The organism is Caulobacter sp. 602-2 (assembly GCF_011043625.1).
In the GTDB taxonomy this organism is placed as follows: Bacteria; Pseudomonadota; Alphaproteobacteria; order Caulobacterales; family Caulobacteraceae; genus Caulobacter.
Genome location: NZ_JAAKGT010000005.1, coordinates 101744 through 126072 on the forward strand (window position 1 = coordinate 101744; position 24329 = coordinate 126072).

The following is a 24329-nucleotide window of genomic DNA, read 5'->3' on the forward strand; positions in this document are numbered from 1 at the left end:
CAGGAAATGCTCACTTTGAGCATAAGAGAGGACGACATGGCCGACGGTTTCGCGCCCCTCGCCTTCACCGCCGACATCGAGGCGGAGACCGCCGCCGTCTGGGACAAGGTCAAGCACCACGTCACCCCGATGGAATGGCGTCTGCACGCGCCGCTGATCTCTGAGATCAACCGGATCAAGCGCGAGAAGAACGCCGCCATCCTGGCCCACAACTACATGACGCCGGACATCTTCCACGGCGTCGGCGACTTCGTGGGCGATAGCCTGGCGCTGGCCAAGGAAGCCGCCAAGAGCGACGCGGCGATCATCGTCCAGGCCGGCGTGCACTTCATGGCCGAGACCAGCAAGGTGCTCAGCCCCGAAAAGAAGATCCTGATCCCCGACCTGCTGGCCGGCTGCAGCCTGGCCTCGTCGATCACGGGCGCGGACGTGCGGCTGATCAAGGAGCGCCACCCGGGCGTGCCGGTGGTCACCTACGTCAACACCACCGCCGACGTGAAGGCCGAGACCGACATCTGCTGCACCAGCGCCAACGCCGTGCAGGTGGTCGAATGGGCCGCCAAGGAATGGGGGACCGACAAGGTCATCCTGATCCCCGACGAGTTCCTGGCCCGCAACGTCGCCCGCCAGACCAACGTCAAGATCATCGCCTGGGCCGGCCACTGCGAGGTGCACAAGCGCTTCACCGCCCAGGACATCGCCGACATGCGCGCGGCCTGGCCCGGCGCCGAGGTGCTGGCCCACCCCGAATGCCCGGCCGAGATCCTCGAGGCCTCGGACTTCGCCGGCTCGACCGCCGCGATGAACGACTACGTCGCCGCGCGCAAGCCGGCCCAGGTGGTGCTGATCACCGAGTGCTCGATGGCCAGCAACGTGCAGGCCGAAAGCCCCGGGACCCAGTTCATCGGCCCCTGCAACATGTGCCCGCACATGAAGCGGATCACGCTGCAGAACATCTACGACGCCCTGGTGCACGAGCAGTACGAGGTGACGGTCGACGCCGATGTGCTGGAGCGCGCCCGCCAGGCCGTGCAGCGAATGATCGACCTGCCCCCGCCCGCCGCCCCGGCCCGCTACGACCTCGTCAAGGCCCGCCACCACGTGGACGTGGAGCTGATCTGACCATGCCGAAGATGAGCGTCATCCAGGCCGACATCACGACCCTGGACGTCGACGCCATCGTCAACGCCGCCAACAGCAGCCTGCTGGGCGGCGGCGGCGTGGATGGAGCGATCCATCGCAAGGCCGGCCCTGAGCTGGCCATGGCCTGCCGCATGCTCAACGGCTGCAAGACGGGCGACGCCAAGCTGACCGAAGGCTTCAAGCTGCCGGCCCGCTGGGTGATCCACACCGTCGGCCCGGTCTGGAACGGCGGCGGACTGGACGAACGCGACCAGCTGGCCAGCTGCTACCGCCGCTCGCTGGAGATCGCCTCGCAGAAGGGCTTCCAGACGGTCGCCTTTCCGGCGATCTCGACCGGGATCTACCGCTTTCCGGCGGACGAGGCGGCCCGCATCGCCGTTCGCACCGTCGCCGAGTTCAAGACGGCCAAGCCGGCCGAAGTGATCTTCTGCTGCTTCGACGCAGCCTCTGCCGACCGCCATCGCGCGGCCTTGGAGAGTATCGATGCCTAAGACGCTTACCTTCGACGGCCCTGTCATTCTGGGCGCGGGCCTCGCCGGCCTCACCGCCGCGCTCGCCGCGAAGACGGCCCTCGTCCTGTCGCCCACGCCGCTGGCGACCGGCTGTTCCAGCGCCTGGGCGCAGGGCGGCCTGGCCGCCGCCCTGGCCGGCGACGACACGCCTTCGCTGCATGCCGCCGACACCATCGCGGCGGGCGCCGGCCTGTGCGACGGCGAGGCCGTGGCGCTGCTGACCCGTGAAGGCCCCGCCGCGGTCCGCGCCCTGGCCGCCCTGGGCGCGCCCTTCGATCGCAAAGCCGACGGCGACTTCGTGCTGAGCCTCGAGGCCGCCCACTCCAAGGCCCGCGTCGCCCGCGTCGGCGGCGACGGGGCCGGCGCGGCGATCATGGCCGCCGTCATCACGACGGTCCGCGCCACACCCACGATCGAGATCCGCGAGAACGCCCGCGCCCGCCGCCTGCTTCAAGACGAGACCGGCCGCGTGGTCGGGGTCCTGGCGGAAATCGACGGCGAGCTGGTCGAGATCCACAGCCATGCCGTGGTCCTGGCCACCGGCGGCGTCGGCGGCCTTTACGCCGTCACCACGACGCCGACCCAGGTGCGCGGCGAAGGCCTGGGCCTGGCCGCGCTGGCCGGCGCCGAGATCGCCGATCCCGAGTTCGTGCAGTTCCACCCCACGGCCATCGACATCGGCCGCGATCCCGCGCCCCTGGCGACGGAAGCGCTGCGCGGCGAAGGCTCGATCCTGCGCAATACGGATGGCCGCGCCTTCATGGCCGACTATCACCCGGCCAAGGAGCTGGCGCCGCGCGACGTGGTGGCCCGCGCCATCCACGCCGAGCGCGCCGCCGGCCGCGGCGCCTTCCTCGACGCCACGACGGCCGTGGGCGGCCACTTCCCCCGCGAGTTCCCGGCCGTGTTCGAGGCCTGCCAGAGCGCCGGGATCGATCCGCGCCGCGAGATGATCCCGGTCGTGCCGGCCGTGCACTACCACATGGGCGGCGTGGCCACCGACCTGGACGGCCGCGCCAGCCTGCCGGGCCTCTACGCCGCCGGCGAATGCGCCTCCACCGGCGTACAGGGCGCCAACCGCCTGGCCTCCAACAGCCTGCTGGAAGCGGCCGTTTTCGGCGCCCGCGCCGGCCGCGCCGCCGCCGCCGCCGCCGAGGGCGAGACGGGCGACGAGCCGGTCTCGCTGGCGCCGCTGCCCGACCTGCCTAACGAAGCCTTCCAGGCGCTGCGCAAGGCCATGAGCCGCGACGCCGGCGTCATCCGCGACGCGACGGGTCTGGCCCGCCTGCTGGAAGAGATCGCCGCCCTGGAAGCAGCCCACGGCCCCTGCCCGTCCCTGGTCGCCGCCCGCCTGATCGTCGACGCCGCCCTGGCCCGCCAGGAAAGCCGGGGCGGTCACTACCGCGCCGACTTCCCCGAGAAGGCCGCTCCCGTCCGCACCTTCGTCACCCTCGATCCCGTCCAGGCCGGTTTGCGCCACGCCGCCGAGTAGTGGTACGTAAGGGGAACGGAGACGCGACCATGACGGCGACCAGCGCGGGTTTCGAGGAACGGGGCGACACCGAGTTCCTGTTCGACTTCGATCAGTACGAACGCATGGACCAGGCCGGCGTGTTCGACGACGTCTTCGGCCGCGTCGAACTGATCGAGGGGAAGATCATCCGCATGGCGCCCGCTTCCCTGGATCATGGCGAGGTCAGCGCAAACGCGGCCTTCGTGCTCAAGAGCGCGATACGCAAGCTATCCGCTTCGACAAGCCTGAAGGTCTTCGTGGGCTCCACCCTGAAGCTGGGACGTTACAGCGCGCCTGATCCCGACGTCCTCGTGGCTCGGGCGCCCGAAGGAAAGTACGCCGAAGCCGAAGCCGCCGTCCTGGTCGTCGAGGTTTCCATCTCGTCGCTCGGCAACGACCTGACGGTAAAGAGCCGCCTCTACGCCAAGGCCGGCGTGCCGGAATACTGGGTGGCCGAGCCGGAAGCCCGTCGCCTGACGGTCTTCAGCCAGCCGCTCCCAGACGGCGGCTGGGGCGAGACCGCTGTCCACGAAGGCGACGCCGCGGCCGTCTCGCCGCTGTTCGCCCCCGAAGTTCGCATTCCGCTGTCGGAGCTGTTTTGACCGCCCTCCCCCGTATCGAGCCGCTGCCCGACCTTCTCGTCCGTCCCATCGTCGATCTGTCCCTGGCCGAGGATCTGGGCCGGGCCGGCGACATCACGGGCCTGGCCTGCATCGACGCCGACGCCCGGCTTTCGGTGCTGTTCGCCAGCCGCCAGGACGGCCGGGTCGCCGGCCTGTCGTGCGCGCGCCTGTCGCTGGCCGCCCTGGACCCGACCGCGAGCTTCGAGGTGATCACGCCCGACGGCGCCGACGCCGCGCCGGGCACGGTGCTGGCCCGCGCCGAGGGCAACGCCCGCGCCGTGCTGGCCGCCGAGCGCACGGGCCTGAACCTGCTGGGCCGCCTGTCGGGCATCGCCACCCTAACCCGCGCCTATGTGCGCCTGGTCGAGGGCACGGGCGCGACCATCGTCGACACCCGCAAGACCACGCCGGGCCTGCGCGCCCTGGAGAAGTACGCGGTGCGCTGCGGCGGCGGGGTCAACCACCGCTTCGGCCTCGACGACGCGATCCTGATCAAGGACAACCACGTCGCCGCCTGCGGCGGGGTCGGTGAAGCCGTCCGCCGGGCCCGCGCCTTCGCCGGACACCTGGTCAAGATCGAGGTCGAGGTCGACGGCCTGGACCAGCTGGAAGACGCCCTCAAGCACGGCCCCGACGTGGTGATGCTCGACAATTTCAGCCTGGACGATCTTGCGACCGCCGTGGCGCTGGCCAAGGGCCGCGCGGTGCTGGAGGCCTCGGGCGGAGTGAACCTGGCCACCGTGCGCGCCATCGCCGAGACGGGCGTGGACGTGATCAGCGTCGGAGCCCTGACCCACTCGGCGCCGGTGCTGGATATCGGGCTGGACGCGGCCTGAAGCCGTAGCGGCGGGATTGCAACCTGGCCGCGCCACCCGCTATGAGCGCCCTCTGTTGCGGGGGGCGATTTCAATGACCAGGAAGACCTACACCCAGCGTGCGCCCGAGCCGCTGGCCAAGACGCTGCTGCTGTGGATCTGGATCATGATGAGCGCCAACGCCGCCAGCATGATCACGAGCCTGGTCGTGATCGGCGCCGCGCTCTTCGGCGGCGGCGACGCCTCGATGTCGCTGCTTCAGTTCGTCGACGGCGGCGTCACCCTGCTCTACGTGGCGGTCTTCATCATCGCCGGCTTCCTGGGCCTGAAATGGACCTACCGCGTGAGCATGAACGCCAACGCCATGGTCCCCGACCTGACGATCTCGCCGCCCTGGGCGGTGGGCTGGTACTTCGTCCCGATCGCGTCGCTGTTCACGCCGTTCAAGGCGATGGAGGAGGCCTGGAAGGCGAGCAGCGACCCGACCGACTGGCGCTCGGTTCCGACGCCCGGGTGGATGCGCGTCTGGTGGGCTTTCTGGATCGCGGGGACCTTCATCGACCAGGCCAGCGGCAATATGGACGCCAGCTATGGCGACACCGCTCTGATCGTGACCGGCGAGGCCGTCGGCCTTCTGGGCAGCGCCCTGAACCTGGTCGCCAGCTTCTACTTCGCCAAGCTGGTGCGGGAGCTGACCGCGCGCCAGTCGAGCATCCGCGCGCTGGAGGTCTTCTAGCCCCTGCCGCGCACCCACGGCATGATGCGATCCTGCACGGGCTGGTCGATGAAGGTGTGGAAGACCCAGGCCGCGCCGATGGCCAGCGGGAAGCCGGCCAGCCACATCAGCCACTGCCAGCCGATGCCGATCGGCACGGTGTCGATCAGCTTGTGCACGGCGCTCCAGTAGATCACGCCGACCAGGATGTGGGTGATGAACAGGGCGAAGGAGAGCTTGGCCCCCTCCTCGATCCAGGCCTTGGGATGCTTCACCGGCAGCCGGCCGGCGCCGAGGATGATGGCGGCCAGGCAGGTCAGGCTGGGCAGGTCGTAGCGGCCGATCAGCTGGATGATCACCAGGCCCGCGCAGCCGACGGTCAGCAGCACCTTGGCGGCCTTCTCGGTAGGCCAGGAAAGCTCGACCGCGCGCGCCAGGCACAGGCCCAGCAGGAACAGCGGGACGGCCCGCAGCACGCCGATGCGCAGCGGCAGGTCGGACAGACCGATCGGGACCTCGGCGAAGCCGAAGCCGTTGGTGCGGCGGGCGGCGACGTCGAACAGCACCACGACCACGGCGGCCAGGGCGATCGGCAGCCAGGGACGGCGCGTGGCGCTGGCGGCGCGCCAGAACCAGGGAAACAGGGCGTAGCAGACGATCAGCGCCGACAGCGACCAGCTGGGCAGGTTCCAGCCGTCGCTGTTGAAGCCCCAGGCGTGCATCAGCATCGCCTGCAGCGGCAGCTGGTCCCAGGCGAAGCGCGAGGGCTTGTGAGCGTCGGTGCCGATCAGGTTCAGCGCCAGCACCAGGCCGGCCATGGCGGCCAGCACCATCAGATGCCCCGGCCACACGCGCGCGGCGCGGCGCAGCCAGAACTGGAAGTGGGTGATGCGGCCGGAAATGGCCGACGGCCCGTAGGCGCGACCCAGCACATAGCCCGACAACATCAGGAAGAAGTCGGTGGCCAGATATCCCCGCGCGAACACCGGGTGGAAACGCTCGATCCGCAGGGGGCTCTCGGCGCCGAAGTGGTAGACCACGATCAGCAGGGCGGCCAGCAGGCGCAGCAGGTCCAGCGCGCCGCCGCGCGTGGCCGGCCGGGTCGAATGGCTGACGAAAGACGCGGCTGGGGCGACCGAGGGGGCCGACTCCGAGGATGACTGGGACGTGCTCACGAGGGCAGGCCTTAACAAAGCCCGGCCTCGGGGGGAAGCGGCGGAAGGTCGCGCCGGCCGTCCTTGACCCGCGAGGCGCGAGCGCCCATCTGTAACTGTACAAGTTTCTATTTGGATTTCGCGCCATGACCCGCATGCCCGTCCTCTTCATCGGCCACGGCTCGCCGATGAACGCCATCGAGGACAACGCCTGGAGCCGCGCCTGGGCGCAGCTGGGCCGCGACCTGCCGCGCCCCAAGGCCGTGCTGATGATCAGCGCCCACTGGGAGACCATGGGCGGCACGGCGCTGAGCGCCGCCGAGCGCCCCGAGACCATCCACGATTTCGGCGGCTTCCCGCAGGCGCTGTTCGACGTGCAGTACCGCGCGCCGGGCGATCCGGCCCTGGCCCAGCGCGCCGCCGACCTGCTGGCCCCGCAACGCACGGTGCAGCATCCGACCCGCGGCCTCGACCACGGGGCCTGGAGCGTGCTGGCGCCGATGTATCCCGACGCCGACGTGCCGGTGGTGCAGCTGAGCATCGACCGCGGCCAGCCCAACGCCTGGCACTACGAGGCCGGCCGCCGGCTGGCGGCGCTGCGCGACGAGGGCGTGCTGATCATCGGCAGCGGCGACATCGTCCATAACCTGCGGGCCGTGAACTTCCGCACCGGCGAGACCCCCGACTGGGCGCCGCGCTTCAACGAGCGCGCCAAGGCCCTGATCACGGCGGGCGACCACCAGCCGCTGATCGACTGGGAGAGCCTGGGCCCCGACGCGGCGCTGTCGATCAACAGCGCCGAACACTATCTGCCGCTGCTCTACGTGCTGGGCGCGCAAGGGCCCGACGAGCCGGTGTCGTTCTTCGCCGACGACGTCTTCGCGGCGATCTCGATGACCGGCGTGCAGGTGGGGTGAGGCAGGGATCAGCCGCCCTTCTCGTTCCCTTCCCCATCGCCCCCGTCTAGGGTCCTGGAGATGACCTGCAACCCCGATCCCGTACGCGAAGGATTCCGATGGGCGGTCTATTGCCTGGCCCAGCCCGCTGAAATGCAGCTGTCGTTGTTGCCCGAATTCGTATGCAAAGCCGACGAACTCGCACTGACCTTTGACGACGGGCTCCGTGAACTGGGCCGCGAAAGATCAGAGCTGAGCCCGCATTGCCAGGCCTCCCTCGACGCGCTTGAAGCTTGGCTTTGCCAGATGAGCGAAGCCGGCGACGAGGGTCTCTGGACCGACAACGCCGTGCGCAATCATCCGTCCTGGAGGGGCGTACGGTTGCTGGCGACGGCAGTGCTTGCGGCCTTCGAATGGGATGCCCCGGAGCCTAGTCCGCGCCAGGATGTCTACGTTCCAGCCGCGAGCGGCTAGACTCCTTCCAGCGCCCCCTTACCCAACCGCTCCGCCGCCGCCGCGGCCGCGGCCGCCGCGCGGCGCTCGTCCATGCCGTTGTCGTAGATGCGGCGCACGCGGGCCAGGATTTCCGGCGGGGCCAATTCAGGCCGGCCCGACTGGAACGGCGGGTCAGGCGCGTACTCGACGGCCAGCTGGATGGCCTGAGCGATGGTCGGACCGGCGATCTCGGCGACCAGGGTCAGGGCGAAGTCGACGCCGGCCGTCACCCCGCCGCCGGTGACGAAGCGGCCGTCGCGAACCACGCGGGCCTCGTCTGGGATGGCGCCGAACAGCGCCAGCTGGTCGCGCCAGGCCCAGTGGCAGGCCGCCCGCTTGCCCTCCAGCAGGCCTGCCGCCGCCAGCACCAGCGAGCCGGTGCAGACGCTGGTGACGTAGCGCGCGCTCCAGGCCAGGCGCTTGACCTGATCCAGGAAGGCTTCGTCGCCCATGGCCTGGGTCGTGCCGAAACCGCCGGGAATGCAGAGGATGTCGCAAGCCTCGATCTGGTCGAGCCGCGCCAGATGGGCGAAGATCAGGCCGTCGGCCTCGATCTCGCCGCCGGCGAGGCTGGCGACGGTGATCTGGGCGCCCGGCAGCCGCGCCAGGATCTGGTGGGGGCCGGTGAAGTCGAGATGGGTCACGCCCGGAAACAGGGCGAAGACGATGCGGATAGGGTCGGCCATGAGAGCCCTCCTGGTTTGACGACCGATGCTCTCCCCGATAGCGTTCGGCGGAAATGACGGAGATCCCTCGATTTCCGCCATCCTTCGGGGGAATGCGATGCCTCGCGCCGTCGGCATGCTGGTCTATCCGGGCTTCCAGCTTCTGGACGCCGCCGGCCCGATCTCGACCTTCGAGATCGCCGCGCGGTTCGATCCGGGGGCCTATGGCCTGACGGTGGTGTCGCGCGACGGCGGCTGGACGGCCAGCAGTTCGGGCGCGGCCTTCGACACCGTGGCGTTCGACAAGGCGCCTGCTTTCGACACCCTGCTGATCTCGGGCGGCGACGGCGTGCGGGCGCCGGCCAGTTGCGCGGCGACGCTCGACTATGTGCGCAAGACCGCGCGGCAGGCGCGGCGGACGGCCAGCGTCTGCTCTGGAACCTACGTGCTGGCGGCGGCGGGCCTGCTGGACGGCAAACGCGCCACCACCCACTGGAGCCGCACCAAGGACTTCCAGAAGCGCTTTCCGGACGTGCGGCTGGAGGCCGACCGGATCTGGGTGCAGGACGGCCCGATCTGGAGCTCGGCCGGCATCACGGCGGGGATCGACCTGGCGCTGGCGATGATCGGGGCTGACCTCGGCGAAGCCGTCGCCAAGCGCACGGCCCAGCAGCTTGTGGTCTATCACCGCCGGCCGGGCGGCCAGTCGCAATTCTCGGCCCTGCTGGAGCTGAAGGGCGGACGCTTCGACGCCCTCCTAGCCTGGGCGCGCGAGAACCTGGCCCGGCCGCTGAGCGTCGAGGAACTGGCCGAGCGCGCGGCCATGAGCCCGCGCAACTTCGCCCGCCTGTTCGCCGCCGAGACCGGCTCGACCCCGGCCAAGGCGATCGAGCGGCTGCGGGTGGAGGCCGCCCGGGCCCTGCTCGACAGCGCCCCGCTGCAGGTCGAGGACATCGCCCTGGAGTCAGGGTTCGGAGACTCCGAACGCATGCGCCGGGCCTTCATCCGCGTGTTCGGCCAGCCGCCCCAGGCCCTGCGCCGGGCGGCCAAGGCCAGCTAGCCGCCCCGCAGCGCCTTCACCTCGGCCCGCAGCTCGTCGAGGCATGCGGTGTTTGCGCGGGCCATGTCGGACAGTTCGGCCATGCGCAGGGCGTCGAGCTTGTCGTGCAGGCGCATGATCTCGAGCTCGGCGCGCAGGTTGACGACGTAGTCGTGCTCGGCCGCCTCGCGATCCTTCGCCGCCTGGCGGTTCTGGCTCATCATGATGATCGGGGCCTGGATCGCCGCCAGGGTCGACAGCACCAGGTTCAGGAAGATGAAGGGATAAGGATCGAAGGCCTTGTGGAACGGCATCAGGGCCAGGTTCAGGATCACCCAGGCGGCCAGCACCGCAGAGAACCCGCCGATGAAGCCCCAGGAGCCGCCGATCGCGGCCACCCGGTCGGCCAGGCGCTCCCAGAAGCTGCCCTCCTTCTGCGACAGCCCGGGCGCGAGACCCGTGGGGGCCTCGGCGGCGATCAGGTCGATGACGCTGCGCTTGACGGCCGAAAGATCGGCATAGGCCTCGCCCAGCAGGGTGCGCGAGAGGTGGTCGAGTTTGTCCGCGCTCATGGGTCCGTCCGGCCTGATGAGTCTCCATCATTCCGTGCGCCGGGCTTCACCGCAACGCGGTTGACAGGGTCGCGTCAGGGGCGCGAGGGTCGCTACGTCGGCTCGTCGACCAACGACCAGTCATCACCCCCCGGGAGCACCAGATGGCCCACAAGTTCCTGATCAAGAAGAACAAGGCCGGCGAGTTCGTCGCCTATTTCGTCTACAACAGCGAGACCATCTTCTGGACCGAAGGCTACGCCTCGAAGGCCTCGGCCAAGAACGCCATCGAGTCGATCAAGAAGAACGGCCCCGACGCCGAGATCGACGACCAGACCGACTGATGCGCGCCTGACGCGCACGTGAACTTGACCCCTCCCCGTCGGTCGCTGTCTGATCGGCGATAATGAACAACAACGACGGGGAGGCGGACATGTCGGCTCGCAAGGCCATCTTCATCACCGGCGCGGCCAGCGGCATCGGCCTGGCCAGCGCCAAGCGCTTTTCGGCGGAAGGCTGGTTCGTCGGCCTGTCGGACATCGACGAGGCGGGCCTGGCCCGCGCCCTGACCGAGATCGGCCCCGCCAACGGCTCCATCCATCCCCTGGACGTGCGCGACCGGCAGGCCTGGACGCCCGCCCTTTCCGCCTTCGTCGAGCGGTCCGGCGGCCGGCTGGACGTATTGTTCAACAACGCCGGCGTCGCGCGCTTCGGCCCCTTCTCGGAAAGCGACCCGCAGGGCGACGACCTGATGCTGGCGGTCAATGTGCAGGGCGTGCTGAACGGCGCGCGGGCCGCCCTGCCCTTCCTGAAGGCCACGCCCGGCTCGCGCCTCGTCAACATGGCCTCGTGCGCGGGGATCTACGGCTCGCCGGGCCTGGCGGTCTATTCGGCGACCAAGTTCGCGGTGCGCGGACTGTCCGAGGCGCTGGACGCCGAGTTCGCCGCCTTCGGCGTCAGCGTGGCCTGCGTCATGCCGTGGTTCGTCGAGACGCCGATCCTGCGCAACTCCCAGCCGGGCAAGAACGCCGACATGGGCGAGGAACTGCGCAAGAGCGGATTGCCCGTCTACGGCGTCGACGAGGCGGCGCAGACGGTCTGGCAGGCGGCGCACGGCCGCGAGCTCTATTACCTCGTGGGCAAGCGGGCCAGGCAGATGCGGTTCATGGCCCGCCTGGCCCCGGGGTTCCTCAGGAACCAGCTCCGGTCGCGATCACCGACGACGGCTTGACCGCCTCGGCCTTGTCGCCGGCCTTGGCCGGGCGCATCGCCGGGGCCGACGCCGGTTCGGGACCGACCTTCTCCGGACCGCCCATGCCGCCTTCCTTGGCCGTGACCAGGGCGCTGGCGACATAGATCACCGGCTTGCCGTCGGCGCTGGGCGCCTGCGGCAGGGCCGTCAGGACGGGCGCGTCCGGCAGGTCCTCGATGGTCGACGGCCGCGGCTTGTCGGTGAAGGCGCCCGGCGCGCCGGCGCGACCGCCGAAGCGGTAGAACACGTGCATGCCGACCTGGGCGACGCGCATCAGGCGCGGACCCCAGTTCGGCGCGACGCCGGTGGTATGGAAGTGGGTGGCCGAGCCGACCTCGGACATCACCGTGCCGGCCAGGGCGCGCGAGGCGACCTTGCGGGCCCGGGTCCAGGCGGCGCGTTCGGGACGGGCGCGCATCGAGCCGTCGCAGGCGAAGCTGAACTGGCAGCCGGTGCGGGCCGAGGCGCCCTGGAACACCACGCCGCAGATCGACTTGGGGAACGAAGGGTGGCGTACGCGGTTTAATACGACTTGAGCCACCGCGGCCTGGCCGCTGGAGGTCTCGCCCCGGGCTTCGTAGTAGACGGCCTGGGCCAGGCACTCGAGTTCGCGCGAGCTTTCGAGGGCGTTGGCGAGGTGGAACGGCGCGGCGGCCGGATTGAAGGAACCGCCGAGGCTGGCGCGCATCAGGAGCGGCTTGTCCTCGGTCTTGTCGTCACCGCTTTCGAGGCGGGCGGCGAGCAGAGAGGCCTGCCGGTCGCGCTGGGCGTCGCCGGCGACGGTGTAGGGGTCATGGCGACGGGCGATGGCGAGCGCCCCGGCGTCCATGCGCGACGCGGCCTGATGCAGCGCCGCTTCGGAGTAGCTCCCCGCGGCGCTGTCGGCCAGGCGCGTAACCCGAGCGTGCTGAGCGGCGGTCTGGGCCATGCCTCCCGCCAGATAGACGCCGCCAAGCGCCAGGCCCGTGACGGACCCGACCAATACGGCGCCGATCAGCCCGCGCGCGTCAGCGCACGTCTGCGACTTGATATTCAAAACTTGCGTCCTGCGCGACGAGGGCGCACCGGCCCCCCGACAAAAACGCTCCCAAGACACCCGGAAAAAGCACTATCGGGCCGGTCTGGCAGCGGAGGTTCGACCGTTCGCAATAAGGTCGAGATCCTGCTTATGCCTCGCCTTATGACCGAACTATGACCGAGTCGCAAGCGCCTGCTGCACCGCAGCATGCGTTTTGCCTGCCTTTTCGGCGACCGATACCGTTAACACTTTGATTCACAGGAAAAACCTGGACGGGCGCCAAAACGCCGCAGCAGCGCGGTTTTTGCCGCCGCCGCGCGGCTATGTCGGAACCTCGACCAAGCTTCGCCGTTAACCGCTGCAGTTGGATCGGCCCCGCGCCGAAGCTTTGGAGACCCCCTGATGCCCCGCCTCTCGCCGTTCGCGCCGCGCCTGGCCGCCATCCTGGCCCTGGCCGCCCTGACCACGGCCTGCGGCCACAACATGGAGCAACGGGCGGCCACCGGGGCCATCGCCGGCGCGGTCGTCGCCGGGCCTGTGGGCGCCGTCGTCGGCGCGGGGGCCGGGGCCGTGGTGAACACGGCGGCCAAGCCGGCGCCGAAGTCGAAGAAACGCCGGTAGAGCGCGCTTCGCGCGCCCCCTCCGGCCCTCCGCCTAGATGCTCCCCTGAAGGGGGAGCTGTCGCGGAGCGACTGAGGGGGAAGAGATAACGGCTCCAGCGGGTGAACCGACCTCATCAGATACTTCCCCCTCCGGCCCTTCGGGCCACCTCCCCCTTCAGGGGGAGGATCTTGGCGCGCGACTTCGACCTCTCGCGCGAAAGCGCAGAGTTTGTGGAGAGGGCGCGGGGCGTCCGGGCCTCGCCCGGATGTGTGAGTTTCAAATACCGTTTCGACGAAGCTGAACGCCCCGCGCGATCGTTATTCCTCAGGCCGGGGCGCGCGGGCCTCTTCCGCCCTTTGCCCCTTCCCCATGCAGTGCGCCCCGTTTCTTGGCGGCCAGGCGTGCATGGCGGCGCGAACCCTCGGACGGGCGGGAGCCTATTTAGGCAAGCTCCCGATAGGCGGATTTACGTCCCCCGCCCTCTAAACCCGCTCGATCGCATCCACGTCGCCGTTTCGGGCCGGATCCTTGCGCCCTCTCCCTGCGACGGGACAGCTTTGATTATGACCCGGGTTTCGGCGCGTCTGATCCAGGCGCATGAGAAAGTTGCAAGCGGTTGAGTTCGTGGAACTCTTTTCGGGATGCGCCGGGGATCCACGGGGCTCTATCCCCTTCGCCCCGTCTGATCCTTCTCCCTGGAGGGAGAAGGTGGCGTGAAGCTCCGGATGAGGGGTTAGCAACGGTCGACGGCGTGCCGGCACGCCGGCTGACACCGTAACCCCTCCCCCTCCCACGCTTCGCGCGGGCCCCTCCCTCTCCCTCTGGGAGAGGGTCGGAAAGATCCTACCCCAGCGTCACGAACAGTTCGTTCTCGATCACCCACTGGCCGGCGACCTTGCGCCAGGTGGCCAGGTAGGTTCCGCTCTGGGTCGCGCCCTCGCCTTTCCAGGTTCCCACCCAGCGGCCGCGTTCGGCCGCGCGGACGCCGTCGGCGTCGATCTCGATCAGGTCGCTGGTGCGGACGTAGGAGACGAAGTCGCGGTCGGCGAACTGGCCGGCGAAGGCCTCGATGATCTGGTCGCGGCCCAGCAGCAGCGAGCCGTCGCCGGCGATGACCTTGGCGTCGGTCGTGAAGAAGGGAACCAGCCGCCCAGCGTCCTTGCCGGCGATCAGCCGGTTGGTGAGCTTGCGACGGGCGGCGACGGCGTCCTGCGGCGCGATCATGAACTGACGAGTCCCTTCCTGGTGAAGACTCCAATCTTCGCGCATTTTCTTCACGTGAACCGGCGTCCACTTCGCTCGAAAATGCTCCGCGCGGTATAGGCTGCGCCGTCGCTCCTCAGCAAACCCGGACTCCGATGCCGCCCCTCGACGACCTCGCCGCCCGCGCCCCTCCCCTGCCCGTCCTGACGACGCCGCGCCTGACCCTGAGCCCGCCGGAGATCTCGGACTTCGACGACAGCGTGGCCATGTGGTGCGAGCCAGAGGTCTATCGCTATGTCGGGGGGCGCGCCTCGACCCGCGAGGAAAGCTGGGCGCGGCTGCTGCGCGCCCGGGGCCTGTGGGCCCTGCTCGGCTATGGCTACTGGGCCGTGCGCGAGACGGCCACGGGACGATATGTCGGCGAAGTGGGCTTCGCCGACTTCCACCGCGACATCGAGCCCTCGTTCGAGGGCGTGCCGGAAATGGGCTGGGTGCTGGCCAGCTGGTCGCACGGCCAGGGCTTCGGGACCGAGGCGGTGAACGCGGGCCTGGCCTGGGGGCAGCGCCGGTGGGGCCAGGATCCGGTGGTCTGCATCATCCACCCCGACAACGCCGCCTCCCTGGCGCTGGCCGCCAAGACCGGCTTCGTCGAGCAGGCCCGCACGACCTACAAGGACAGTCCGACGGTGCTGCTGCGGCGGGAGTGATCAGGGCTCGCGATCTTCGAGCGCATGGAAGAGGCGGAGCACGAGGACGCGGTCGTCCTCGACGCGATACTGGATGACATAGCCGTCGCGTCCGAACTCCACATTGAGTTCTCGCAGGTCGCTGGCAGTGACTCGCCCACGTAAAGCGAAAGCCCCAAGCGACCGGACAGCCGCCTTGATAGCGTCGGCCGAACGCCGAGCCGCTTGAGGACTCTTGCCGGCAAGGAAATCGGACAGTCGCACAAGATCGCGCTCGACCGCGCGCGCAAGAACGACCCGCCGCTTCAAGCCGGCCGCGTTCCGGGCCTGACTAGAGCGGCATCCAAGAATTCGAAAGCCTCTTCCATGGACATGACCTCTCCGCCACGATCCACGTCGTAGGCTCGGGCTCTAGCGATCGTGAAGCGCGGACCGCCCTTGCTGTCCTGCTCAAGCACGGCAAGAGCATACGCCTCGCGCGATACGCCTGCCGCCGCCGCAGCGGAAGATAACTGCTCGGCGAGTTCCGCATCGATATCGAGGGTGAAACCATCAGCCATGGCCGATGATAACCCAGCAGGCGGCTTCTGTCCTCAAGCCGCCCATCGTCGAGCGCCTAGCATTTCAGAAAATGCCTGCCCCCCGCTTTCCAGGGGTCTTACGGAAGAGAACAGCCTCTAGGCCGCCTGCAGCTGCTGCTTCACCCGCTCGGCCAGGGTCTTGATGTCGATCGGCTTGGGCAGGAAGGTCACGCCGGTCTCGCCCTCCAGCAGGTCGCTGAACTCGGCCTCGGCATAGCCGGAGATGAACATCACCGGGGCGTTGCCGAGATAGCCGCGCGCCTTCTTCAGCAAGGTGGGGCCGTCGATGCCGGGCATGATCACGTCGCTGATCAGGAGGTCGATCTGGCCGGCGTTCTCCTCGGCGATGACCAGGGCCTCCTCGCCGTCGCTGGCCTCCAGCACCTCGTAGCCGCGGGCGCGCAGCAGGCGAGCGGCGACGCCGCGCACGGCGTCCTCGTCCTCGACGAACAGGATGCGGCCGGCGCCCGACAGGTCGCGGGCGGCGCGGGGCTTGGGCGGCTCGGCGACCGCGACGGCCGCGGCCGCGGCCTGGGCCGGGGTCGGCTCGTGCACGGGCAGGAAGATGCGGAACGCCGCGCCCTCACCCGGACGGCTGTGGACGTGGATCCAGCCGTCGCTCTGCTTGACGATGCCGTAGACGGTGGCCAGGCCCAGGCCCGTGCCCTCGCCCACCGGCTTGGTGGTGAAGAACGGGTCGAAGATCTTGCCCATCACCTCGGGCGGGATGCCGGGGCCGTCGTCGCTGACCTCGATGAACGCCTGGTCGCCCTCGGCCCCGGGGAAGCCCAGGCTGCGCGCCTCGTCCTCGTTGAGGCGAGCGGTGCGGATGCGCACCACGCCGCCGCCCTTGGCCGCGCGCACCGCGTCGCGGGCGTTGACGGCCAGGTTCATGACCGCCGTCTCCAGCTGGCTCTTGTCGGCCCGCACCTGCGGCAGGTCGCGGCCGTAGTCGGTGATCAGCTTGACGTCTTCGCGCAGCAGGCGGCGCAGCAGGACCTCGAACTCGGAGATCAGCTCGCCCAGCTCCAGCACCTCGCGCTGGACGGTCTGCTTGCGGCTGAAAGCCAGCAGCTTGCGCACCAGGTCGGCGGCGCGCACGCCGGTCTGACGGATCTCGTTGAGACCCTCGTAGGAGGGATCGCCGACCGGGTGGCGGTGCAGCAGCTCGTCCAGGCGCAGCTGGATGGCGGTGAGCAGGTTGTTGAAGTCGTGGGCCACGCCGCCGGCCAGCTGGCCGATGGCTTGCATCTTCTGGGCCTGGGCCAGCTGCAGCTCGATCTGCTTCTGCTCGGAGACGTCGATCAGGTAGGCCACGAGGCGGCCGTCGGCGCGGTAGAGGTAGAGATGGGCGATGCGCGAGGGATCGCGGGCCAGGCGCACCTCGAACGGGCCGGCCTTGCCCTCGGCCAGGCGGGTCTCGGCCTCGGCGCGCGAAGGCGGATCGATCAGCTCGCCCAGGGTCATGCCGGCGCGCACGGCGCCGGTCATCGCCGACAGGGCCGGGTTGGCCTCCAGGATCGGCGAGTTGAACGGGTCCAGACCCTCCAGCAGGGCTGCGCCGAACGGCGAGGCGCCGGAGAAGGCGTCGAGCGCGCGCGGCGGCGGGGCGGCCTGGGCGACGACCGGCGCGGTGGGCGGCAGCGGCGCGGCGATCGGCTCGACCACGGCCGGCAGCCGGACCAGCAGGCGGCCACCGGCGACGCGGGCGGCCAGGGCGGGACGGTCGTGGCCGGCGACAACGATCACGCCTTCGGCCGCCTCGCCCTTGCGGGCGCGGACCAGGGCCGAGAACAGCGCGGCGTCCTTGGGCAGGCGGCGGGCCTCGCCCAGGGTGTCGCGCCACGCCTGGTTGGCCGACAGGATACGGCCGTCGGCGGCGGTCAGGGCCGCCGGCTCGCCCAGGGCGTCGATGAAGCTGTCGACCACGTCGACGCCGTTGTCGTGGGCGGCCGAGGCGCGGATGGCCACCAGGCCCAGGATCGCGACGCCCGCGACGCCCGCCAGCAGCAGCAGGCCCGCCAGGGTGGCCGGGCCGGCGCGCAGGGCCGGGGCCGTGGCGAAGCCGGCGGCGAGAACGAAGAAAACGGCCGCGCCCCAGATCAGGGGGTCGGCGCGGCGGCGGGTCGCCGTCATGTCTTTCGCGGGCGTCTCGGCCATGCCGACCGAAATCCTTCTGCAACTTTGCGGGGAAGAGGCCCCGACGATTCGTCCGGTAAGGATACTCCTTACGCGGCGCTAGAGCGCGTTTATCAAGCAGGCTGCTGATTCTACGGCGGAAATATGATTTCCCGGCTGATCCCTACAAGGATCAACGGCCGATCAGTCGGCCCAGGCGCGGCGCTTGGACTGCTTGTTGCTGAGCACGAAGCCGATGACCTTGGCCACGGCCTCGAAGTGCTCGGCGGGGATCTGCTGGTCGACCTCGACGGCGGCGTAGAGGGCGCGCGCCAGGGGCGGATCCTCCAGCACGTGGACGCCGGCTTCCTCGGCCACGGCGCGGATCTTCAGGGCCAGCTCGTCCAGACCCTTGGCCACGCAGATCGGCGCGGGGGTCTCGCCCTGCTCGTACTTCAGCGCCACGGCGTAGTGGGTCGGGTTCATGACGACGACGGTGGCCTGGGGCACGGCCTGCATCATCCGCTGGCGCGAGCGCTGCATCTGGATCTGGCGGCGCTTGGCCTTGATGTGCGGGTCGCCGTCGCTGTCCTTGTGCTCGTCCTTGACCTCTTTCAGGGTCATCCGCATGCGCTTGTTGAAGCGCAGGCGCTGCCAGAACCAGTCGAAGCCGGCGGTGACCACCAGGAAGATCAGCACCGCCCAGAACAGCTTCTTGCAGAGGTCGACGGCCAGCGGGAGCATGGCGGCCGGGTCCATGCCGACAAGGCCCGTCACCATGTCGGCGTCGGGCTTGAGCACGAACCAGGCGATGACGCCGGTGACCAGGAACTTCAGGGCCGACTTGGCGAACTGCATCATGCCGTCGGGCCCGAAGATGCGGCCCAGGCCCTTCAGCGGATCCAGCTTGTTGAGGTCGGGCTTCATCTTCTCGCCCGTGAACATGAACCCGGACTGGGCGATGTTGGCGGCCGCGCCCAGAACGCCCGAGCACAGCATGACCAGGATCAGCGGCGGCAGCGCGGCCAGCACCGCCTTGCGGGCGATGATCTGGGCGCCGCCCTCGACGTCCATCTGGCCGGCCTGGGCGATGAACGGCATCAGGGACTGGACGAGGTCGCGCGTCAGCCAGCCGCCGGCGATGACCACGGCCCCGAAGGCCCCGGCCAGCGAGGCCAGCTGGGCGATGTCGGCGCTCTTGGGAACGTCGCCTTTCTTGCGGGCGTCCGCCAGCTTCTTGGCTGACGGATCTTCTGTCTTCGATTCCTGGTCCGTATCGTCAGCCACGGCGCGCCCCTAGTTGAAGACGCCGAGCAGATCGCGATAGCGATCGCTCCACACCATGGCGATGCCGCCCAGGGACAGGGCCAGCAACGATAGGCCCAGGATCACGCTGAGCGGCGAGGTGACGAAGAAGATCTGGAACGAGGGCATGACCCGACCCACGAGGCCGGTCGCCAGGTTGAAGACGATCGAGAACACGATCACCGGCGCGGCCAGCTGGACGCCGAGCATGAAGCTCTGGGCCACCGTGCGCACGGCCAGGGCCGCGGCGTCGTTGACCGGCACGGTCTTGGTGAACGGAAACAGCTCGTACGAGCGCGCCATCGCCCCGATGAACAGGTGATGCAGGTCGGTGGCCATGACCAGGGTCAGGCCCAGCATCGACAGGAAGGTGGCGATGGCGGTGCTGGACGGCGCGCCGGACGGGTTGGTGGTCTGGGCGAACGACAGGGTGGTCTGCAGCGAGATGATCTCGCCGGCCGTCGTCAGGGCGCTCATGAACAGCTTCAGCACCGCGCCGATCATCAGGCCGATCAGGATCTCGTGGATCACCTGGCCGGCCAGACCGCCCAGGGTGGTGGGCAGCGGGCCGACGGTCTTGGCCACCACCGGGGTCAGGACGACGGCGATCAGCAGGGCGAAGGCCAGACGGATGCGCGGCGGCACGGCCTGCTCGCCGATGCCCGGCATGAGCATGACCATGGCCCCGATCCGGGCGAAGACCAGACCGGCGACATAGACCTGGGCGGTCGTCGCGAAGCTGTCCACGCCCCGCCCTTCCCTACATCGCCGCGATGCGGGCGGCGATCTGGCGCATGAAGCCAGACATCAGCGCGCCCATCAGCGGCAGGAACAGCAGCAGCGAGATGAAGATGGCCACGATCTTGGGCGCATAGACCAGGGTGGCTTCCTGGATCTGGGTCAGGGCCTGGAACAGGCCGATGGCGACGCCGACCACCAGGCCGACGATCAGCACGGGCGCGCACAGCTGCAGGGTCAGCCAGATCGCATCGCGACCCACGTCGAGGACTTCGGCTCCGGTCATGAACGGGCTTTCTGCGTACGCTCTGGTCGGTTTGGTGTGACCCGCACACTGCCCCCGACATGGTTAACAGGGAGTTAGGGACTGTTAACACCGCGTCTGCGTCACCGCGCCGCAGAGGTGACGCAGCGGCGCCCCGCATTAGTTGCTGGCGAAACTATCCAATGACATGCAAGCTGCACCGATCAGTCGGGAAACTGTCATGCGTACGGAATTGAAATTGCATTGGTGGCAGCGCCACCCCTTCGTCGGACTGGCCGTGGGCTGGGTGGCGATCGCGTTCGCGGCCGACCTGGTCGCCCTGATGCTTCGGCATTGAAAAAGGGCGCGGACCAGGATCCGCGCCCCCTCTCTCAAGCGATGCTTCCAGCCAGGATCAGCAGTCGTGGCCCGCGCCCAGCGGGCGACAGCGGCCATCGATCGCCTTGGGGATCGGCACGCCGGTGACGGCGGCGATGGTCGGGGCGATGTCGACGGTCTCGATCGGCAGGATGCGCTCGCGCGGTTGCGCGTTCTTCCACCAGAACAGGATCGGCACGCGGCGGTCGTAGTCCCAGGGCGTGCCGTGGGTGGCGACATAGGTCGTGCTGGCGGTCGCCGGCACCAGGTTCGACTTGAAGGCCACCAGGATGTCGCCCGAGCGGCCCGGATAGGCGCTGCGGCGCAGGCGCTCCTTGACGCTGATGGTGTCGGGCGAGGTTCCCTTGGCGACCGGCGGCGTAGTCAAGAGGTCGTTGATCTCATAGGCCTCGGCGACCTCGCCGCGCGAGCGGACCAGCGCCAGGGCGGCCGAGGCGATGCGGGCGCGCTCGACAGCCGGCGGGGTCTTCTTGTCGGCGCCGACGATCACCAGGGTGTCGATGCCGCCCGGCGCGACCAGCGGGTCGTAGTCGAGCGAAAGATCCGTGCGCAGCTGCTGGTTCAGGCCCTTCAGCCAGGCCGAGGTGGCGATGCGCGAAACGTCGTAGCCCTCGTCATGCAGGCGCTCGGGGAAGTCCGAACCGCCGTGGTCGGCGCTCAGCACCACCAGCACCTCGCCCTTGGCCTTGCCGATGCGCGACAGGAAGGTGTCGAGGCGCGCGTCCAGGCGGCTGAGGTGGTCGCACATCTCCGGACCGCGCGTGCCGTAGCGGTGGCCGATGAAGTCGGTGGCCGACAGGCTGACGGTCAGCACGTCGACCTGCGGGCCGTCGCCCAGGCCGAACTCGTCGCGCAGGGCGGCGGCGGCCTCCAGGGTCACCGCGTCGGTGTAGGGGCTGGCCGACAGGTCGCGCAGGGTCTCTGCGGCGTTGGTCGGCAGCGGACGCGGCAGCTTGGCGTCCCAGGTGCGCTCGCCGGTGGTCCAGGTCTTTTCGAGAGCGGCGCAGGCCTTGTTCTCGTAGGTCCAGACGAAGGGCTTCTTCTTCTGCTCGGCTGCCAGGCGCGCGTTCAGGGCGGCGACGGGCTTGAGCTTGGTCGCGGCGTCCTCGCCCGGCTTGACGTAGGTCGTGAAGCCGAAGCCCGCCTGGTACCAGAAGGCGCCGTCAGGATCGTGGCCGGCCATGGTGATGGCGCCGCGATCCTTGCCCGAGACGCCGTAGACGCGGCTCTTGGGCGAGACGGCCTTGAGCCATTCGCCGTAGGTGGGGACCATCAGGTTCCTGGGGCTGACCGGGTCCTGTTCGGACGGCGCGGCCAGGGTCACGGTTTCGTCGAGCAGGCAGTACGACTTCTTGCCGGTCGTGGCGTCGTACCAGTTGTTGCCGACGATGCCGGTGCGGTTGGGATAGGCGCCCGTGAGCAGGCTGGAGTGGCCCGGGCAGGTCTCGGTCATGCCGTGCGACTGATAGCCGTTGGGATAGGTCACCCCCTCGCGGCCGAGCTTGCCGAGGCCGCCCTTCCACTGGCCGCGCCACTGCTCGAACAGGTTGGCGCTGAACTGGTCGATGGAGATCACCACGACCAGCTTGGGATCGGGCTTCACCTGGTCGGCGGCCTGGGCCGGCGCGGAGGCGAAAAGGGCGACGCCGGCCAGCGCCGACAGCGCCGCCGTGTGGGTAAGCTTGCTCATGGCGCGCAACCTGCCCCAACGGCGAAGCGGCCGCAAACAAAGCTTCAGCGGACGGAGTTCATCGAGCCGCAGCGCCCAGTTCGCGCGCGGCCGCCGCGGGCGACTGCTTGCCCGCGTCGCGATCGACGGCGTAGTTGGCCCGGCGCATGGCCTGGACCGTGAGCTTGCCCGACAGCGACGCCGCCAGCGCCTTCAGCTCCGGATCATCGGCTCGCCCAGGCGAGACCAGCAGCACCGCATCGTAGGGCGGCAGCGCGCCCTTCGGGTCGGCCAGCACCACCAGGTCGTCGGCGGCGATGCGGCCGTCGCTGGAGAAGGCCGAGATGACGTCGGCCTCGCCCGAGGCCAGGGCGCGGTACATGAAGGTGGGCTGGAACTGGCGGCGGGCCTTGAATTTCAGGCCATAGGCCTTGTCGACCGCCGTCCATTCGGGCCGCGAGAAGAACTCCAGGTCGCCGCCCATGACGAGGCTGGGAGCCTTGGCGGAAAGATCGGCCAGGCTTTTCACGCCCAGGGCCTGGGCACGCTCGCGCTTCATGGCGAAGGCATAGGCGTTCTCGAAGCCCAGGGGCGCGGCCAGGACGACGCCGTCGCGCCTAGCCAGCTCGCCCCGCAGCGCGTCCAGGACCGCCTGGCGGCCGGGATTGTCGGTGCGGTGCAGGACGTTGGCCCACAGGGTGCCGGTATAGTCGACATAGGCGTCGATCTCTCCGGCCGCGAGAGCGCGATAGGCCACGGCCGAGCCGAGATTGATCCGCCGCTCGACGCGGGCTCCTCGCCCTTCCAGCCGCTGGGCCATCAGTTCGGCCAGCACGTACTGCTCGGAGAAGTTCTTGGCCCCGATCACATAGGCCTTTGGACGCGGGCTCAGGGCCGGCGCGGCCAGAGGGGCTAGGGCCGCGACCAGGCCAAGGCCCAGCGCCGCCAGCGCGCCGCCCCAGAGGACGGGCCTGCGCTGCTCCAGCCCGCGTCCGACCAGTCCCAGCAACTGGTCGACGACCAGGGCCAGCGCCGCCGAGGCCGCGCAGCCGACCAGCACCATGTCCCAGGCCTCGGTCTGGAGTCCTGAGAAGATGTAGTCGCCCAGCGAGGTCTGGCCGACGGGCGTGGCCAGGGTCGCGCCGCCGATGGTCCAGACGGCGGCCGTGCGCACGCCCGCCAGGATCACCGGCGCGGCCAGGGGCAGTTCGACCTTCGTAAGACTCTGGCGCGGGGTCATGCCCACGCCCCGGGCCGCCTCGGTCACGGCCGGGTCGACGCCGGCAAGGCCCGCGGCGGTGTTCCGCAGGATCGGCAGCATGGCGTAGAGCGACAGGGCCAGCAGCGCCGGCAGGAAGCCCAGCGCCGGAAAGCCGAAGCCCAGCGTCGCCTTGGCCAGGCTCGAGAGCAGCAGCAGCAGCGGATAGAACAGCGCCAGCAAGGCCAGGCTCGGGATGGTCTGGACAAGGCCCGTGACCGCCAGGGCCACCCAGCGCAGGCCCGGCCGGCGCGCGGCGGCGAAGCCCAGCGGCAGGGCGACGGCCAGGCCCAGCGCCAGGGCGGCGGCCGACAGGGCCGCGTGCCAGGCCAGGCGTTGCGGCAACAGGGCCAGCAGTTCAGCCATCCAGCAGCGCCCTCACCCGCTCGGCCTGGCGGCGCGGCGCGGCCATCAGGGCCTCGACGCGCGGGTCGTCGCCGCCCGCCATCAGGTCGCGCGGTGCGGCGTCGGCGATGATCCGGCCCTGGTCAAGCACGACGATCCGGTCAGCCAGCAGCAGGGCCTCGGCCACGTCGTGGGTGACCATCACCGTGGTCAGCGACAGCGCCTGGTGCAGGCGGCGGACGTCGTCGCCCAGGGCCTGGCGGGTGATCGGGTCCAGCGCCCCGAACGGCTCGTCCATCAGCAGGATCGAGGGCCGGCCGGCCAGGGCCCGGGCCACGCCCACCCGCTGGCGCTGGCCGCCCGACAAGGCCGAGGGACGGCGCTCGGCCACCGCGCGCGGCAGGTCGACGAGGTCGAGCAGTTCGTCCACCCGGGCGGCGATCTCGTCCCTGGCCCAGCCCAGCAGGGCCGGCACGACGCCGATGTTCTCGGCCACGGTCATGTGCGGAAAGAGACCGATCTCCTGGAAGACGTAGCCGATGCGGCGACGCAGGACCGGACCGTCCAGGGCGTTGACGGCCGTTCCGTCGATCCTGACGACGCCCGTGGTGGGCGGCGACAGGGCGTTGATGGTCTTGAGCAGCGTGGTCTTGCCCGCGCCCGAACCGCCGACCAGGGCCACGAACTGCCCCTTGGGGATGGACAGGTCGACGCCTTGCAGCGCGACGGCGCCGTCATGTGTCTTGCCGACCTGTTCGAGGGCTATGGCTGGGTTCATGCCGCCTCACC

Annotated in this window: 27 protein-coding genes; 13 read left to right on the forward strand and 14 right to left on the reverse strand. The window is 69.8% G+C overall.

Going from position 1 to position 24329, the window contains the following annotated elements:
- The first annotated feature begins 36 nt into the window (after positions 1-36).
- The 6 genes from nadA to G5B46_RS12580 all read left to right on the forward strand — a co-directional run bounded on the left by nadA (position 37) and on the right by G5B46_RS12580 (position 5342).
- Complete coding sequence (gene nadA, locus G5B46_RS12555) at positions 37-1122, forward strand: quinolinate synthase NadA (protein ID WP_165259104.1); 1086 nt, start codon at positions 37-39, stop codon at positions 1120-1122.
- 2 nt (positions 1123-1124) lie between these two features.
- Positions 1125-1634 carry an O-acetyl-ADP-ribose deacetylase gene (locus G5B46_RS12560; protein ID WP_165259105.1) on the forward strand — a complete coding sequence of 170 codons (510 nt, stop codon included), beginning with the start codon at positions 1125-1127 and terminating at the stop codon, positions 1632-1634.
- Positions 1627-3147 (forward strand): L-aspartate oxidase, encoded by a 1521-nt coding sequence (locus G5B46_RS12565; RefSeq protein ID WP_165259107.1) that lies wholly within the window; start codon positions 1627-1629, stop codon positions 3145-3147. The genes G5B46_RS12560 and G5B46_RS12565 overlap by 8 nt, the downstream gene beginning before the upstream one ends.
- A 29-nt stretch (positions 3148-3176) precedes the next feature.
- Positions 3177-3770 carry a Uma2 family endonuclease gene (locus tag G5B46_RS12570; RefSeq protein ID WP_165259109.1) on the forward strand — a complete coding sequence of 198 codons (594 nt, stop codon included), beginning with the start codon at positions 3177-3179 and terminating at the stop codon, positions 3768-3770.
- Between the two features lie 14 nt (positions 3771-3784).
- The gene (gene nadC, locus G5B46_RS12575; protein ID WP_165259388.1) at positions 3785-4627 is read left to right on the forward strand and encodes a carboxylating nicotinate-nucleotide diphosphorylase; all 843 of its coding nucleotides are present in this window, start codon (positions 3785-3787) and stop codon (positions 4625-4627) included.
- 73 nt (positions 4628-4700) lie between these two features.
- Entirely contained in the window at positions 4701-5342 is a 642-nt protein-coding gene (locus tag G5B46_RS12580) for a DUF4328 domain-containing protein (protein WP_165259110.1), read from the forward strand.
- Here G5B46_RS12580 and G5B46_RS12585 read toward each other — a convergent pair.
- Positions 5339-6496 carry an acyltransferase gene (locus tag G5B46_RS12585; protein WP_165259112.1) on the reverse strand — a complete coding sequence of 386 codons (1158 nt, stop codon included), beginning with the start codon at positions 6494-6496 and terminating at the stop codon, positions 5339-5341. The genes G5B46_RS12580 and G5B46_RS12585 overlap by 4 nt on opposite strands.
- Positions 6497-6621: 125 nt before the next feature.
- On the opposite strand from G5B46_RS12585, the gene ygiD reads away from it, so the two are divergent.
- Positions 6622-7392 carry a 4,5-DOPA dioxygenase extradiol gene (gene ygiD, locus G5B46_RS12590; protein ID WP_165259114.1) on the forward strand — a complete coding sequence of 257 codons (771 nt, stop codon included), beginning with the start codon at positions 6622-6624 and terminating at the stop codon, positions 7390-7392.
- A gap of 60 nt (positions 7393-7452) precedes the next feature.
- On the forward strand, positions 7453-7845 hold the full coding sequence (locus tag G5B46_RS12595) for a hypothetical protein (RefSeq protein WP_165259116.1): 393 nt from the start codon (positions 7453-7455) through the stop codon (positions 7843-7845).
- On the opposite strand, the gene G5B46_RS12600 is transcribed toward G5B46_RS12595, so the two are convergent.
- A complete protein-coding gene (locus G5B46_RS12600) occupies positions 7842-8552 on the reverse strand; it encodes a DJ-1/PfpI family protein (RefSeq protein WP_165259117.1) in 711 nt (236 codons plus the stop codon). The genes G5B46_RS12595 and G5B46_RS12600 overlap by 4 nt on opposite strands.
- Before the next feature lie 97 nt (positions 8553-8649).
- Here G5B46_RS12600 and G5B46_RS12605 point away from each other — a divergent pair, with 97 nt between their 5' ends.
- Positions 8650-9591, forward strand: coding sequence for a GlxA family transcriptional regulator (locus G5B46_RS12605; protein WP_165259119.1), 942 nt, complete (start codon positions 8650-8652; stop codon positions 9589-9591).
- Here G5B46_RS12605 and G5B46_RS12610 read toward each other — a convergent pair.
- Complete coding sequence (locus G5B46_RS12610) at positions 9588-10142, reverse strand: DUF1003 domain-containing protein (RefSeq protein ID WP_165259121.1); 555 nt, start codon at positions 10140-10142, stop codon at positions 9588-9590. The genes G5B46_RS12605 and G5B46_RS12610 overlap by 4 nt on opposite strands.
- A gap of 143 nt (positions 10143-10285) precedes the next feature.
- Between G5B46_RS12610 and G5B46_RS12615 the strand changes: the two genes are divergently transcribed.
- Positions 10286-10465 (forward strand): YegP family protein, encoded by a 180-nt coding sequence (locus G5B46_RS12615; RefSeq protein WP_165259123.1) that lies wholly within the window; start codon positions 10286-10288, stop codon positions 10463-10465.
- An 89-nt stretch (positions 10466-10554) separates the two neighbouring features.
- Positions 10555-11352, forward strand: coding sequence for an SDR family oxidoreductase (locus tag G5B46_RS12620; protein ID WP_165259125.1), 798 nt, complete (start codon positions 10555-10557; stop codon positions 11350-11352).
- On the opposite strand, the gene G5B46_RS12625 is transcribed toward G5B46_RS12620, so the two are convergent.
- Positions 11312-12409, reverse strand: coding sequence for a cell wall hydrolase (locus tag G5B46_RS12625; RefSeq protein WP_165259126.1), 1098 nt, complete (start codon positions 12407-12409; stop codon positions 11312-11314). The two genes, G5B46_RS12620 and G5B46_RS12625, sit on opposite strands and share 41 nt — an antisense overlap.
- Before the next feature lie 384 nt (positions 12410-12793).
- Between G5B46_RS12625 and G5B46_RS12630 the strand changes: the two genes are divergently transcribed.
- Positions 12794-13012: a hypothetical protein gene (locus G5B46_RS12630; protein ID WP_165259128.1), complete on the forward strand. Its 219-nt coding sequence runs from the start codon at positions 12794-12796 to the stop codon at positions 13010-13012.
- An 825-nt stretch (positions 13013-13837) separates the two neighbouring features.
- Here G5B46_RS12630 and G5B46_RS12635 read toward each other — a convergent pair.
- Complete coding sequence (locus G5B46_RS12635) at positions 13838-14218, reverse strand: nuclear transport factor 2 family protein (protein ID WP_165259130.1); 381 nt, start codon at positions 14216-14218, stop codon at positions 13838-13840.
- 134 nt (positions 14219-14352) lie between these two features.
- Between G5B46_RS12635 and G5B46_RS12640 the strand changes: the two genes are divergently transcribed.
- Entirely contained in the window at positions 14353-14904 is a 552-nt protein-coding gene (locus tag G5B46_RS12640; RefSeq protein ID WP_165259131.1) for a GNAT family N-acetyltransferase, read from the forward strand.
- Here the strand turns inward: G5B46_RS12640 and G5B46_RS12645 are convergent, their stop codons facing one another.
- The 9 genes from G5B46_RS12645 to G5B46_RS12685 form a co-directional block, all read right to left on the reverse strand.
- Positions 14905-15192 carry a type II toxin-antitoxin system RelE/ParE family toxin gene (locus G5B46_RS12645; RefSeq protein WP_165259133.1) on the reverse strand — a complete coding sequence of 96 codons (288 nt, stop codon included), beginning with the start codon at positions 15190-15192 and terminating at the stop codon, positions 14905-14907. It lies immediately after the preceding gene.
- Positions 15189-15443 (reverse strand): hypothetical protein, encoded by a 255-nt coding sequence (locus G5B46_RS12650; RefSeq protein WP_165259134.1) that lies wholly within the window; start codon positions 15441-15443, stop codon positions 15189-15191. The genes G5B46_RS12645 and G5B46_RS12650 overlap by 4 nt, the downstream gene beginning before the upstream one ends.
- A gap of 117 nt (positions 15444-15560) precedes the next feature.
- The gene (locus G5B46_RS12655) at positions 15561-17624 is read right to left on the reverse strand and encodes an ATP-binding protein (RefSeq protein ID WP_165259136.1); all 2064 of its coding nucleotides are present in this window, start codon (positions 17622-17624) and stop codon (positions 15561-15563) included.
- 162 nt (positions 17625-17786) lie between these two features.
- A complete protein-coding gene (gene flhB, locus G5B46_RS12660; RefSeq protein ID WP_165259137.1) occupies positions 17787-18869 on the reverse strand; it encodes a flagellar biosynthesis protein FlhB in 1083 nt (360 codons plus the stop codon).
- Between the two features lie 9 nt (positions 18870-18878).
- Positions 18879-19634, reverse strand: a complete 756-nt coding sequence (fliR, locus tag G5B46_RS12665) for a flagellar biosynthetic protein FliR (protein ID WP_165259139.1) — start codon at positions 19632-19634, stop codon at positions 18879-18881.
- Positions 19635-19647: 13 nt separating this feature from the next.
- Positions 19648-19911 carry a flagellar biosynthesis protein FliQ gene (gene fliQ / locus G5B46_RS12670; protein WP_058349392.1) on the reverse strand — a complete coding sequence of 88 codons (264 nt, stop codon included), beginning with the start codon at positions 19909-19911 and terminating at the stop codon, positions 19648-19650.
- A gap of 373 nt (positions 19912-20284) precedes the next feature.
- The gene (locus tag G5B46_RS12675) at positions 20285-21958 is read right to left on the reverse strand and encodes an alkaline phosphatase family protein (protein WP_165259140.1); all 1674 of its coding nucleotides are present in this window, start codon (positions 21956-21958) and stop codon (positions 20285-20287) included.
- A 58-nt stretch (positions 21959-22016) separates the two neighbouring features.
- Positions 22017-23561 carry a glycine betaine ABC transporter substrate-binding protein gene (locus G5B46_RS12680; protein ID WP_165259141.1) on the reverse strand — a complete coding sequence of 515 codons (1545 nt, stop codon included), beginning with the start codon at positions 23559-23561 and terminating at the stop codon, positions 22017-22019.
- Positions 23554-24318 (reverse strand): ATP-binding cassette domain-containing protein, encoded by a 765-nt coding sequence (locus tag G5B46_RS12685; protein ID WP_165259143.1) that lies wholly within the window; start codon positions 24316-24318, stop codon positions 23554-23556. The genes G5B46_RS12680 and G5B46_RS12685 overlap by 8 nt, the downstream gene beginning before the upstream one ends.
- Positions 24319-24329: the final 11 nt, after the last annotated feature.